Source organism: Ruegeria sp. AH12, from assembly GCF_056541465.1.
The window spans coordinates 640,483-653,465 of sequence record NZ_JBQFYL010000001.1; the positions used below are offsets into that span (position 1 = coordinate 640,483).

10 protein-coding genes are annotated in these 12,983 nt (G+C 56.4%); 5 read left to right on the forward strand and 5 right to left on the reverse strand.

The window, feature by feature from the left end; genetic code table 11:
• The first annotated feature begins 34 nt into the window (after window positions 1-34).
• The 3 genes from ACR0EL_RS03225 to ACR0EL_RS03235 are packed head-to-tail and all read left to right on the forward strand — an operon-like array spanning window position 35 to window position 1,634.
• Window positions 35-892, forward strand: a complete 858-nt coding sequence (locus ACR0EL_RS03225) for a hypothetical protein (RefSeq protein WP_480498138.1) — start codon at window positions 35-37, stop codon at window positions 890-892.
• Window positions 892-1,287 carry a cell division protein ZapA gene (locus ACR0EL_RS03230; protein ID WP_480498140.1) on the forward strand — a complete coding sequence of 132 codons (396 nt, stop codon included), beginning with the start codon at window positions 892-894 and terminating at the stop codon, window positions 1,285-1,287. Before ACR0EL_RS03225 ends, ACR0EL_RS03230 begins: the two co-directional genes overlap by 1 nt.
• Window positions 1,284-1,634 (forward strand): MliC family protein, encoded by a 351-nt coding sequence (locus ACR0EL_RS03235; protein WP_480498142.1) that lies wholly within the window; start codon window positions 1,284-1,286, stop codon window positions 1,632-1,634. The genes ACR0EL_RS03230 and ACR0EL_RS03235 overlap by 4 nt, the downstream gene beginning before the upstream one ends.
• Window positions 1,635-1,641: 7 nt before the next feature.
• Here ACR0EL_RS03235 and grxD read toward each other — a convergent pair whose 3' ends face one another.
• The 5 genes from grxD to ACR0EL_RS03260 form a co-directional block, all read right to left on the reverse strand.
• A complete protein-coding gene (gene grxD / locus ACR0EL_RS03240) occupies window positions 1,642-2,004 on the reverse strand; it encodes a Grx4 family monothiol glutaredoxin (RefSeq protein WP_170458109.1) in 363 nt (120 codons plus the stop codon).
• A gap of 249 nt (window positions 2,005-2,253) precedes the next feature.
• Window positions 2,254-2,490: a BolA/IbaG family iron-sulfur metabolism protein gene (locus ACR0EL_RS03245; RefSeq protein WP_480498144.1), complete on the reverse strand. Its 237-nt coding sequence runs from the start codon at window positions 2,488-2,490 to the stop codon at window positions 2,254-2,256.
• A 142-nt stretch (window positions 2,491-2,632) separates the two neighbouring features.
• On the reverse strand, window positions 2,633-4,792 hold the full coding sequence (purL, locus tag ACR0EL_RS03250; RefSeq protein WP_480498146.1) for a phosphoribosylformylglycinamidine synthase subunit PurL: 2,160 nt from the start codon (window positions 4,790-4,792) through the stop codon (window positions 2,633-2,635).
• A gap of 188 nt (window positions 4,793-4,980) precedes the next feature.
• Window positions 4,981-7,248, reverse strand: a complete 2,268-nt coding sequence (locus ACR0EL_RS03255; RefSeq protein ID WP_480498148.1) for a mechanosensitive ion channel family protein — start codon at window positions 7,246-7,248, stop codon at window positions 4,981-4,983.
• 278 nt (window positions 7,249-7,526) lie between these two features.
• Window positions 7,527-8,435: a LysR family transcriptional regulator gene (locus ACR0EL_RS03260; RefSeq protein WP_353007375.1), complete on the reverse strand. Its 909-nt coding sequence runs from the start codon at window positions 8,433-8,435 to the stop codon at window positions 7,527-7,529.
• Window positions 8,436-8,604: 169 nt separating this feature from the next.
• Here ACR0EL_RS03260 and ACR0EL_RS03265 point away from each other — a divergent pair, with 169 nt between their 5' ends.
• A complete protein-coding gene (locus ACR0EL_RS03265; protein ID WP_480498150.1) occupies window positions 8,605-12,024 on the forward strand; it encodes an indolepyruvate ferredoxin oxidoreductase family protein in 3,420 nt (1,139 codons plus the stop codon).
• Window positions 12,025-12,102: 78 nt separating this feature from the next.
• Window positions 12,103-12,981, forward strand: coding sequence for a lysophospholipid acyltransferase family protein (locus ACR0EL_RS03270; protein ID WP_480498152.1), 879 nt, complete (start codon window positions 12,103-12,105; stop codon window positions 12,979-12,981).
• The last annotated feature ends 2 nt before the right edge of the window (window positions 12,982-12,983 follow it).

Here is a 12,983-nt window from a genome sequence, read left to right on the forward strand (position 1 = left end):
ACAGAACGAACCTTGATAAAGAGGTGACAGGGGCATGAGCCAGATCGAGGAATTACAGCATCGCATCATCGCCGCGATGGAGCGTATCGGCGCAGGTGTCGACGCCATGCAGCACGCGGCCCCCGGCGGAGAACCGACCGATGACAGCCTGAAAACGGCGCTTGATGAGGAGCGCGTTGCCAATGCCCAGTTGCAGGAGCGGCTGAAGTCCCTGAAAGAACGTCATGATCAGGAAATGGACAGTCTGCGCGCTGAGTTGGATCAGGCGCAGGCTTCGTCTGGTGACAACGCCGAGGTTGAGGGGCTGCGTGAACAGCTAGCGGAAGCATCGACCAAGCTTGCAAGCGTTGAGGCCGCCCGGCTGGAACTGGCCGAGGCCAAAGAGGCGCTGGAGAATTCGGAAGAACTTGATGCATTGAAGACTGAGAATGCGCAGCTTCGATCCGAAATGGATATGCTTGCCGACACAGCTCCGATACAGGCAGAATTGGATGAGCTGCGTGGGCTCGTAGAGCGATCCAAGCAGATTGAGGCGGAAAACAGCCGGTTGCGGTCGGAACTTGCCGATACCGAACGGCTGGAAGACCTGAGCGCCGAGCTTGATATGCTGCGTGCCGAACGGGCCAGCCATGGGGCCGCGATGTCGCGCCTGGACAGCGATTTGCAACGAATGCGCAAGGCGAACGCGACGCTTCAAAGCGCGATTGATGAGCTGCGAGCGGCGGCAGAGCAGGGGCAGCCCGTTGCCGAACTGCTGGATCAGGTCACCGCCGCCGAATTGGAGGCCACCCGCGCAAAACAGGCCTCGGACGCATCCGAAGCGCATGCCATTCTGGCCCGACTTGAGCCCCTGCTCAGCAAGGCAGAACTGGCAGAAGGTGAGGTAGAATAATGCCCGAAGTGACCATTCATATCGGCGGACGTGGTTTCGAAGTGTCTTGCCAGGACGGGGAAGAGGCGTTTCTGCACACTGCCGCCAAGATGCTGGATGACGAAGCGCAGGTTCTGTCAGATCAGATTGGCCGGATGCCCGAGGCGCGGATGCTGCTTATGGCGGGTTTGATGCTGGCCGACAAAACCGCCGCGACGGATGACAAGGTCAAAGTTCTGGAACGCAAATTGGCCGAGGTTGAGGCCGAGTTGAATACGCTGCGCGCAGCACCTGCGCCAGAACCGGAACGGGTTGAGGTGGCTGTGGTGCCCCCGTCGGTAACTGACACATTGGCTGAACTGGCCGCACGGGCCGAGGCTTTGGCATCCGTGATCGAGGAGAAGAAAACCCAATGACCTTCATGCGTTCTTTGGCCTGTACTGCCATTCTAACACTGTCTGCATCACTTGCATCGGCAGAGATCGACATTCTGACCGTGAGTTTCACTTGTGAGAATGGCGTGCCGCTGCCGGTGACCTATTTCAACGCGGCGGACGGATCGGGCGCGGCGGCGACGATTGTGGACAACACCCTTGTTTCAATGCGTCAGGTCGAAAGCGGATCGGGCATCCGATATGAATCCGTGGACACTAACGGAACGTATATTTTGCGCTCAAAAGGGTGGGATGCCAGCGTAAGCTACGCGTCGGCCTCAGGTGCCGCCGACGAGCAGGTCATTTATCAGAATTGCTCCAGCCGCTAAGGGCGGATCAGGCGTTCGCCTCGCGGATTTTGTCTGCAGCGTCTTTGTTGTAGCCAACACCGTTTTCGTCAAATAGCGTGTCCAGCTCACCCGACAGAGTCATCTCGGTAATGATATCGCAGCCACCGACAAATTCGCCTTTGACATATAGCTGAGGGACAGTCGGCCAGTCGGAGTAATCCTTGATGCCCTGACGCACAGCCTCATCAGCCAGAACGTTCACATCGGCATAGTCGACGCCCATATAGTTCAGCACACCTGCCACACGGGATGAGAAACCGCACTGAGGCATCTCCTTCGTGCCTTTCATATACAGCACAACGTCATTGGCTTTGACGGTTTCGTCGATCTGGGTTTTCACGTCGGTCATTTCGCGTTTCCTTTGCTCTTCGGCATCATCGCTTTGGCGTAGTCTTGTGGGTCTTTGGGCATATGGGTCTGCGACGAACTAATTGCACCATCATGTGAATTGTAAGAGGAATGCAACAGATGCTGTCCGCGTCCGGGCGGCGATCCTCGCCTCGTCTTGTGTCTGGTCTTTGAATGGCTCCACGCTAACAGCGCAATGAGCAAAACAAAGACGGAGACCGCAATTGAGACTACAATCGCATGCTCCATTTTACTCCGGCACTTTTGTAGTCAAGGCCAGTGCGTGCAGCTCCCCATCCGGGCCGTCCATTTTGCCTTTCAAGGCCGCGTAAACGGCCCGTTGCTGTTGCACCCGGTTTTTGCCCCGAAAGCTTTCATCCACGATCATGGCGGACATATGCACGCCATCGCTGCCGCCGACCTGAATTTCCGCATTCGGAAAGCTCTCGCGCAGCAGGGTTTCAATTTCGTGGGCGCTCATCGGCATGTAGGTTACTCCTGAAAGTCTTTCCCAAGATGTAGAGCGATGGGCGGGGGCGTGCAAGATGGCACGGATCGCCTAGGACGCCAAATCCTGCGCCACGAAAGCGCAGGAGTGCATTAGGCTGGTTCGCGTTGCTCGCGTGTGATCAGGCGACGGCTGCCGCAAAGCTGCTGCGGAATGTGTCCTGCAGGTCGGTTAAAGCTGCTTCGGAACCGCCGATCTTCACAGCGTCGCCTGCGAAGCGGCCAACCGAGACCAGCGGAACACCGGCCTGCCCGGCGGCAATCATCAGCGCCTCTGCCTGATCAAAGTTGCAAGCCACCAGATAACGGGCCTGATCTTCGCCAAACAGGAATTCGGTCGGGGCCTCATCGAGATGCACACCAACGCCAGCGGCCTCGGCCAATTCGAACGCCGCCAATGCAAGGCCGCCATCACCCAGATCGGTGCAGGCTTTGATCAATTCGCGGTTGGCGCGAATGAAGTCGCCATTGCGCTTTTCCGCATCCAGATCGACATGAGGTGCGTCGCCATCTTCACGGTTGAACACCTCGGCCAGCAGGGCAGATTGGCCCAGATGGCCTAGGGTTTCGCCAATCACCAGTGCCACATGGCCCTCACGAACCTCGTTGCCGATGATCTCATCGCTGTGGCTGAGCAAGCCAACCGCACCAATGGTCGGGGTAGGCAGGATCGCCTGTCCATCGGTCTCATTGTACAGCGAGACGTTCCCCGACACGATCGGCATATCCAGCGCGCCAACGGCTGCACCGATGCCTTGAATGGCACCGACGAACTGGCCCATGATCTCGGGCTTTTCGGGGTTTCCGAAGTTCAGGTTGTCTGTTGTGGCTAGCGGTTTAGCGCCAACGGCGGTCAGGTTTCGGTAGGCCTCGGCCACAGCTTGCTTGCCGCCTTCGACCGGGTTGGCGCGGACATAGCGCGGGGTTACATCGCTAGTGAATGCCAGCACCTTGTCGGTTCCGTGGACGCGCACCATGCCTGCACCCAGCCCGGGTGTGCGCGTGCTGTCGGCCATGACCATAGTGTCGTACTGTTCGTAAACCCATTGCTTGCCTGCGTAATTGGGCGAGGCGAGCAGGGCGCGCAGCCCGTCGATGGGGTCGATCTGAGGGACTTCGGCCAGTTCCTCAGCCTCGGGTGTCGCAACCCACGGGCGGTCATATACCGGCGCGGTGGAGGAGAGTTTCGACAGCACCAGATCAGCTTTGACCTCACCATTATGCATGATCAGGAAGCGGTCTTCGGCGATGGTTTCGCCGACGATGGCGAAATCCAGATCCCATTTCTCGAACACAGCGCGGGCCTCGGCCTCAAGCTCGGGCTTGAGGACCATCAGCATGCGTTCCTGAGACTCGGACAGCATCATTTCGTACGCCGTCATGTTTTCTTCACGTTGGGGGACGTTTTCCAGATCAAGGCGCACGCCCAGACCGCCCTTGTCACCCATCTCAACGGCGGAACAGGTCAGGCCAGCCGCCCCCATGTCCTGAATCGAAATCACGGCACCGGTTTGCATCAGCTCCAGCGTGGCTTCCATCAGGCGTTTTTCGGTGAAGGGGTCGCCGACCTGGACGGTGGGGCGTTTTTCTTCGATGGTGACGTCGAATTCGGCTGAGGCCATGGTCGCGCCGCCAACACCATCGCGCCCGGTTTTCGCGCCAAGATAGACGACAGGCATGCCGACTCCCGAGGCGGCGGAGTAGAAAATCTTATCGCTATCGGCGAGGCCGGCCGCGAAGGCATTCACAAGGCAATTGCCGTTATAGGCCGGGTGGAAACGCACCTCGCCACCCACGCAAGGCACGCCGAAGCAGTTGCCATAGCCACCGATGCCTTCGACCACGCCGTTGACCAACTGGCGGGTCTTGTGGTGGCTTGGCTCGCCAAAGGACAGGGCATTCATCGACGCAATCGGACGGGCGCCCATGGTAAAGACGTCGCGCAGAATGCCGCCAACGCCGGTCGCCGCGCCCTGATAGGGTTCGATGTAGGATGGGTGGTTGTGGCTTTCCATTTTGAAGACCACAGCCTGACCGTCACCAATGTCAACCACACCAGCATTTTCCCCCGGTCCGCAGATGACCTGAGGGCCCTCGGTCGGAAGAGTACGCAGCCATTTCTTGGACGACTTGTAGGAACAATGCTCGTTCCACATGGCAGAAAAGATGCCCAGCTCGGTGAAGGTCGGCTCACGCCCGATGATCTCTAGGATCATGTCGTATTCCTCGGGCTTAAGCCCGTGTGCGGCAATCAAATCCGGTGTGATGGCTGGCTCTTGCATCCTGTATCCGTCCCCGAGATGGCAATGTTTGGCGCCTTTTAGGGGAAGCAGCCGCCGGGGGGAAGAGGAAAGGCGGCTCTGCCAATTGAGGCAGGGTTTTGAGTGTGTGTGTGCGATGTCTGCTGAAAAAAGGGGCCGCCTCATGGCGACCCCGTGTTTGATCTTTGGATCACAGAATGATCTGCAGCTTATTTGGGCTGATCTTTCTGTTGTTGGGCCTGCTGAGCAACAGCTCCTGCCGCTGCGCCAATAGCAGTCTTTTGCTCGCCAGACAGGTCATCATTGTCATCCAGCCCGGGGATCGCAACGCGTACCTCGCGGCGGGCAAAGTCGATACCGTTTTCCTTGAAAGATGCCTTGACCCGGTTGAAAATCTCCTTGCGCAGTGTGAACTGCTTGCCCGGCTTGGCCATGAACTTGCCGCGGATGATCATGCCGACGTCGTCAAAATCAAAGACGCCTTGCGACTTGAAGGGTTGCAGGAAGCCATCCTTGTGGGTCTCGTCTTCCATCATCTCGGCGCCGATCTTCTTGAAGATCTTCTTAACCTTGTTGGGATCGGTGTCGAAAGGCACGGTGAATTTCAGCTTCATGATGACCCAGTCGCGGCTGTAGTTGGTCAGTTTCTGAATCTCACCATAGGGAATAGTGTGTACCGGCCCGCGGTGGTGGCGCAGCTGCATCGAGCGGATCGAGATTTTCTCGACCGTACCCGTGGTGCCACCAACGTCGACATACTCACCCACACGGAAAGCGTCGTCGATCAGGAAGAAAATCCCGCCGACGATGTCGGAAACCAATTTCTGAGCGCCGAAACCAATGGCGAGGCCCAAGATTCCAGCACCGGCCAGAAGCGGGGTGATATCCAGCCCAAGGGCCCCGAGTGCCAGAAGGGCGAAAATGACTGCAATTGCAACCTGTGCCGTCACGCGCAGCAGTGGCAGAACGGTCGCCAATCGAGAGCCACCTGCGCCGCCACCTTCACCGGCCTCTTCATCAGGGCTCTGCTCGGATGCGGTCATCTCTTTCGCTAAGCGGCGGTTGATCCAAAGCGAGACAACCTCGTTCAAGATGTAGCCTACCGCGATGATAATGAAGAACTGGATGACGCGACTGCCTTCTTCCCCACCGCCACCAGCGATTTCGCTGAGGTTCAGGTTCCAGGCGCGGGCGATCATTAGGATCACGAAAATTACTGCCACAACTCGACCAATCCGAATGTAGCTGCGCTTCGTAGATTTATACGCTTGTTCCGCTACAGGCCCATCGCCTAGCATTGGTGGTTGAAGGTGGCGGACCAAACCCCTGATCAATGTGTCGAGCGCCGGAGCGATCAACAACCAGAACATGGTCGTGAAATGAGCACCTTGCAGCAAGATAACTCGGATCGCCGGATCGCGCTGAGCAGCAAGGAATTCCACCAGAAGCCAAATCACCGCCGATACACCAATTGCGAAGTAAGGGTAGTAGTGGGCGATTTCCTGGTCAAACTTGGTGTGATCAGGGTCAGTACCCAGCATCATCTGAGATAAGCCTTCGCGCGCTTTCCATGCGATCAAACCAATGTAGATGTGGATGCCTGCATTGAGCCAGAAACCGATACGTGTTTCACCACCTGTTACTCCGTTCAGGCCGTTGAAATGCAGCAGGAACAAGGTAAAGCCCACGAGGATCAGAAGGCCAATCAAATTGCGATGCAAGTATTTCGCCCAATGGTCGTCGATATTGACCAGCCGGAATTCCGCTTTGTTTGGCGCAAGAACGAACCGCGATGCCGCGGCGCCAAGGCGTGGAACCCAGATCAAATAGAATACAAACGGCGCGGCGTAGGTTATTTGCTCGGTCGTCAGAAGCCCGCGACCAACGGCCCGAATGACGACATAAAAGACAACGAGCCCGGCGATCTCCTTGCAGAACCGGACAAAGAGATAACTTACCGCTCCCCTAAGATCGTTCTCATCCGCAACTTCTGCATTGGGTTGCCACTTTCTCGTGAGCAGGCCGAACAGTTTTTCAGCCACGAACCCGACAACCAGAACGCTGACGACGAGAGCGATCAATAGTAGAGCACCATTGCCGCCGAACTTTTTGATAAAATTCTCGACGGCGTGGGCTTGGGCGCTGAACAAATTCGGAATCGTGACAATAACATGAGTCCAAGACGCGACCATTTCGGCCCAAATCTCGTTGATTTCGGTGATCGGGTCATCTCGCTCTTCAGCGTCGGCTGCGTTTTTCTCAGCAACGGCGTCTAGACGTTCGAGTAGGATCGACCTGACTTGGTCATCTGACATGCGCGCAACAAGATCATCCACTTGTTCCGGCGTAAGGTCTTCCGGAATTGTCACGCTGGTCGACGTGTCGCTCGAAGTGGTCCCTGCTACCTGCGCATGAAGCGGCAGGGTTAGGAACATGACAGATACCAGCGCCAAAATCAGGCGAAGTGGGTGGAGCATGAATTATCCCTCGATCTTAGAAATTCGATCATTTTTCCGTGATCTTAGAGCGCACCCGCCTGTTTTCCCAGACTTATTCGCGCGTTGAGGGATGCAATTGGCGGAAAACCAAAAAAAAGGCCGAGCACTAAGCTCGGCCGTAGTCCAACAGGGAGGTATGAAGATGATGAGCGTTTCAGCATCACCGCCTTCGAGAGTTCATTTAGGTGGCAGTTTGTGAACGTTCAAGGAATAACGGCCTGTAGATTGGTCATGTCCGATATGCTGTCAGTGCATATCTAAAGTTTACCCATTCTTTTCATTTGCTTACGCTGCTCAATGATCTCATCTTGAACAAAATCACGGAATGCTGCGACGCGTTTGGAATGCCGCAATTCTTCCGGATATGCCAAATAGACGGGGACATCAGCAGTTTCGATATCGGACAGAACCGGCAGCAAATGCGGGAAGTCCTGGGTCACGTAATCAGGTAGAACGCCAATTCCCAGATTGTGCAAAACCCCCTGAAGCACACCAAAGTAGTTGTTCACAGTCAAAAGTGACCTCGGATTGTAGGTCATCAGGTGCTGCACCATCGAGGCACTTGCACCCACCTGGGGGGCCGCGGGTGTTTGACAGATCAGGCGATGATCCTTGATGTCCTCCAGCGCATTCAACATCCCGCCATGTGTTTCGATGTATTCCTGTGTTGCATACAGCATCATCTGAACGGTCATAAGGCGTTTGCGTACCAGATCAGCTTGGCTGGGCTCTTTCATGCGAATGGCAACGTCCGCTTCGCGCATGGGCAAGTCCAGTACACGTTCTTCCAACATGAGGTCGATGTTCAGATCGGGGTATTCCTCATAAAGCTTGGGTAGGCGCGGGGCGAGCCACAATGTGCCAAAGCCAAAGGTCGTGGTGACGCGCAAAACGCCAAAAACTTCTTCTTCGCTGTCGCGGATACGGGCAGCTGCTGTATCAAGACGTTTGGACATGGCCGAGGTGGCGTCGAACAGCAACTCACCCTGTTCGGTCAGGATCAGGCCGCGGGCATGGCGGTGAAACAGGGTTGCGTCGAGTGATTCTTCCAAAGCGCGGATTTGTCGGCTCACGGCGGATTGAGACAAATTGAGCTTGTCGCCCGCATGGGTCAGGCTGCCCGCGTCCGCAACTGCGTGAAATATTCTAAGCTTGTCCCAATCCATCGCCGCAACTTTCGTTATCCTCGGGAAGACCTATATGAAATAGGTAACAAGTTCCACAAACAAACCACGAAATGCTTAGGTTTCAGTGGATAAACTCTATACAGGTCAGCAATTGTGACCTAATATGCGCGAAGATAAAGCACACTGATCTGACGAAGGGAGACGTCTGATGAGTCAGCCACAGATTTCGCTGAATGACCGGTTTGATCTTGAGAAATCACCTGTTCTTTTGAACGGGACGCAGGCGCTTGTGCGGCTGATGTTGATGCAGAAGGCACGCGACCAGCATACGGGCCTAAATACAGCGGGTCTGGTGACAGGGTATCGTGGTTCGCCGCTCGGGGCGGTCGATCAGCAGATGATGCGCGCTCAAAAATATCTGACCCAGAGCGATGTAACTTTTCAATTCGGATTGAACGAGGATCTGGCCGCGACTGCGCTATGGGGCAGTCAGCAGGCGGGTCTGCGTGGCGATGGCAAATACGATGGGGTTTTTGGCCTTTGGTATGGCAAGGGTCCGGGCGTTGATCGGTCCGGCGACGTGATGCGCCATGCGAATATGGCGGGCACTGCACAGCATGGCGGTGTGCTGATGGCCATGGGCGACGACCACACGGGCGAAAGCTCGACCGTGTTGCACCAATCGGAATGGTCTCTGGTCGATATGTATATGCCGGTGGTCAGCCCGGCAGGCGTTCAGGAAATACTGGATTACGGCATCTATGGCTTTGCGCTTAGTCGCTTTGCCGGTGTCTGGGTCGGGTTGAAGACCATGAAAGACACGATCGAGGTCACCTCGGTTGTGGATGGCAGGCCGGATCGGATGCAACTGGTGATGCCTGAATTTGATATGCCGGAGGGTGGGTTGAACATCCGGCTGGGCGATACACCGCATCTGCAAGAGGCGCGGGTCATTGATTACAAACGCTTTGCGGCCGAGATGTTCTGCAGGGCCAACAAGCTGGACAAACGGGTTTGGGGCAAACCAGGTGCCAAGGTCGGGTTCGTCGCGGCAGGCAAAAACTGGCTGGACCTGACCCATGCGCTGTCGCTGTTGAATATCGACGAAGCCGAAGCAGAGCGTCTGGGCATCACGACCTACAAGATCGGTCAAACCTTCCCACTGGATATGACCAGTTTTCATGAATGGGCCGAGGGGCTGGACCTGATTGTGATCGTTGAAGAAAAACGAAAACTTATCGAGGTTCAGGTCAAAGAGGCCATCTTTGACGATCGGCGTGGTCGTCGGGTCTATGGCTGGTACAAAGGCGGTGCGGGCGCGCTGCATCGTGAAGAGTTGTTCCCGACCCGCGATGCGCTTGATCCTATCATGATTGCCGAGAAGCTGGGCGAGATTCTGATCGAAGAAGGCCGCGACACAGACGGGGTGCGCGCCGGTCTGTCAAAACTGTCCGAGGCGCGCCGAGCCGACAATGCACAGGAAATCGCAACGCGCCTGCCGTATTTCTGTTCGGGCTGTCCGCATAACAGCTCGACCAAAGTACCCGAAGGCAGCCGCGCCTATGCGGGCATTGGCTGTCACTATATGGTGCAGTGGATGGACCGCGAGACGACCGGTTTCACCCAGATGGGGGGTGAGGGCGCGAACTGGATCGGTGAGGCACCGTTTTCGACCACCAAACACGTGTTCCAGAACCTGGGCGATGGGACGTATAACCATTCGGGCGTCCAGGCGATCCGCGCGGCGCTGTCAGCGGGGACCAACATGACGTTCAAGATCCTGTTCAACGACGCGGTCGCTATGACCGGTGGGCAGGGGAACGAAGGTGATCTGACCGCCGAACGGATCGTCGCTGAGGTAAAGGCCATGGGCGTTCAGCATGTCGCACTAGTCTATGACGAAAAGGAAGACGTGAACCTGAGCGCGTTGCCTGCGAGCGTGGAAAGCTTTGAACGCGCAGAGTTGATGAAGGTTCAAGACCGGTTCCGCGAGATCGAAGGTGTCTCGGTCATCGTCTATGTCCAGACCTGTGCTGCCGAGAAACGTCGCAGGCGGAAGCGAGGCGAATTCCCAGACCCGGACAAGCGCGTGTTCATCAACACCGATATCTGTGAGGGCTGCGGCGATTGCGGGGTGCAATCCAACTGCGTTTCAATCGTACCGAAAGAGACCGAACTTGGCCGCAAACGTGCGATTGACCAATCCAGCTGTAACAAGGACTTCTCGTGCTTGAACGGGTTTTGCCCGTCTTTCGTGACGCTGCAAGGTGCGAAAATCCGAAAAGAAGCCACGAAGCAACTTGATCTACCTGATCTGCCTATGCCTGATCTGCCCGAGATCGACGGCACGCATAATGTCGTCATCACTGGTGTTGGCGGCACGGGTGTTGTCACGCTTGGGGCCGTCCTGGCGCAGGCTGCGCAAATCGACGGTAGAGGCGCCGGCATGATGGAGATGGCCGGTCTTGCCCAGAAAGGCGGCGCTGTGCATATCCATTGCCGTCTGGCCAACAGGCCCGAGGATATCAGTGCCATTCGTGTGGCCACTGGTGAGGCGCATGCGCTGATTGGCGGCGATCTAGTTGTCTCTGCCGGGGCCAAGACTTTGGGCCTGACACGGACGGGTCAAACCGGCGCCGTAGTGAACAATCACGAAACGGTGACAGGTGATTTCACCCGCGATACCGAGTTCCGTATCCCCAGCGATCAGTTGGAACTGGCGTTGCAGGCACGTCTGAAGGATGGGGTGAGCCTGTTTGACGCGACCGATCTGGCCAAAACCGTCATGGGGGATTCGATCTACTCAAATATGATGGTGTTCGGGGCCGCTTGGCAGCGGGGCATCTTGCCGGTTAGCCATTCGGCAATCTTGGCTGCGATCGAACTGAACGGCACAGCGGTCGAACGGAACAAACGCGCCTTTGATATCGGCCGTTGGGCGGTTCTGTTTCCGGCTGATGTTCAATCGATCCTGTCTCGGTCTGTTGCTGAGATGCCAAAGACTCTGGATCAAATGATCGATTTCAGGGCCCAGCATCTGACCGATTATCAATCGGCTCGTCTGGCTAAACGCTACCGCAAGCTGGTCGATGACATTCAGGATGAAACGGTGCGTGAAGCCGTTGCAAAAGGCTATCACAAGCTGTTGTCCTACAAGGATGAGTACGAAGTCGCGCGGTTGCTGCTGAGCAGTCGCGACAAGGCCACGGCAGAGTTTGACGGCGATTTCAAAATGACCTTCCACCTGGCGCCTCCAATCCTAGGCGGGACGGATGGCACTGGCAGACCCCGCAAACGTGCCTTCGGCGAATGGATGATGGGGCCATTGAAATTGTTGGCGCGGATGAAAACGCTGCGCGGCACGCCGCTGGATATCTTTGGCTACACAGCTGAACGACGGATGGAGCGTGCGCTGATCAAGCAATATGAAAGTGACATGAAACAGGTTCTGCCTCTGCTATCGCAGGACACGCACGACGCCATTGCAGCCTTGGCGCGTTTACCGCTGGAAATCCGAGGTTTCGGCCCTGTTTTGCTGGAAAATGAGGCCAAAGCTGCAAAACGACGTGAAGAATTGCTGGCAAGCATCCGCAGCGGAGGCCCCGAATTGCGCGCTGCGGCGGAATGAGGCGTCACAAATCTGTCACAAGAGCTAGGCAAAAGTGTCGCCTAATTTATAATGCAGGCGAAATACCGGAGATATTAGATGCCCTCGCGCCGTCATGCTGTTCGTGACATTTCTTATGCCCATTCTGCCGAAACCAAGGGTGGCCGGATGGTTATCAAGCTTATGGAAAACACGACTGGTCGGATCCGTCTGATCAAACGTGCGGATGGGTATGAAAAAGACGTCGCCAGTGGGCGTGACTTCTGGGCCGTCATGGTTGAACGCTATGGTCTGACACTGGATGTCGTTGGCGGGGCGCTGTCGAACATCCCAAAAGACGGTCCACTAATCCTGATTGCAAACCATCCCTATGGCATCCTGGATGGGTTGATGATGGGGCACATGCTGTCCGAGATGCGTGGGGATTTTCGCATCCTAGCGCATCGCGTGTTCCGTAAGGCGGAAGAGCTGAACCGAATTATCCTGCCGATCTCGTTCGACGAGACGAAAGAGGCGATGAAGCTGAACCTCGAAACCCGCAAAACTGCGCTGAACTATCTGAGCGATGGCGGGGCGATAGGCATTTTCCCGGGCGGAACAGTGAGCACGGCAGTCAACCCGTTCGCCTATCCGATGGATCCGGGTTGGCGAGGGTTCACCGCGCGGATGGTGGCCAAATCAAATGCGACCGTAGTGCCGGTATTCTTTGACGGCCACACCTCGCGCCTGTTCCAGATCGCCAGTCATTTGCACAACACATTGCGCATGGGGCTTTTGATCAAAGAGTTCAAGAAACGCGTCGATACCCCGGTAAAAGTAGTGATTGGCGACCCCATCGGGCGTGACGTTCTGGACCCACTTGGCAAGGATACGCGCAAGATGATGGATTTCCTGCGCAAAGCCACGTATGAGCTGTCTCCGAAGCCGTTGAAGTCTTATGACTACGGCTATGAATTCGAGGAACGGCATCGCGCCTGAAG

Bases quoted from the DNA above. Each gene is read 5' to 3' on its own strand.
- ACR0EL_RS03265 (WP_480498150.1), top strand. From the start codon at position 8,605: ATGAGTCAGCCACAGATTTCGCTGAATGACCGGTTTGATCTTGAGAAA.
- grxD (WP_170458109.1), bottom strand. From the start codon at position 2,004: ATGACCGACGTGAAAACCCAGATCGACGAAACCGTCAAAGCCAATGAC.
- ACR0EL_RS03270 (WP_480498152.1), top strand. From the start codon at position 12,103: ATGCCCTCGCGCCGTCATGCTGTTCGTGACATTTCTTATGCCCATTCT.
- ACR0EL_RS03225 (WP_480498138.1), top strand. From the start codon at position 35: ATGAGCCAGATCGAGGAATTACAGCATCGCATCATCGCCGCGATGGAG.
- ACR0EL_RS03245 (WP_480498144.1), bottom strand. From the start codon at position 2,490: ATGCCGATGAGCGCCCACGAAATTGAAACCCTGCTGCGCGAGAGCTTT.
- ACR0EL_RS03260 (WP_353007375.1), bottom strand. From the start codon at position 8,435: ATGGATTGGGACAAGCTTAGAATATTTCACGCAGTTGCGGACGCGGGC.
- purL (WP_480498146.1), bottom strand. From the start codon at position 4,792: ATGCAAGAGCCAGCCATCACACCGGATTTGATTGCCGCACACGGGCTT.
- ACR0EL_RS03230 (WP_480498140.1), top strand. From the start codon at position 892: ATGCCCGAAGTGACCATTCATATCGGCGGACGTGGTTTCGAAGTGTCT.
- ACR0EL_RS03255 (WP_480498148.1), bottom strand. From the start codon at position 7,248: ATGCTCCACCCACTTCGCCTGATTTTGGCGCTGGTATCTGTCATGTTC.
- ACR0EL_RS03235 (WP_480498142.1), top strand. From the start codon at position 1,284: ATGACCTTCATGCGTTCTTTGGCCTGTACTGCCATTCTAACACTGTCT.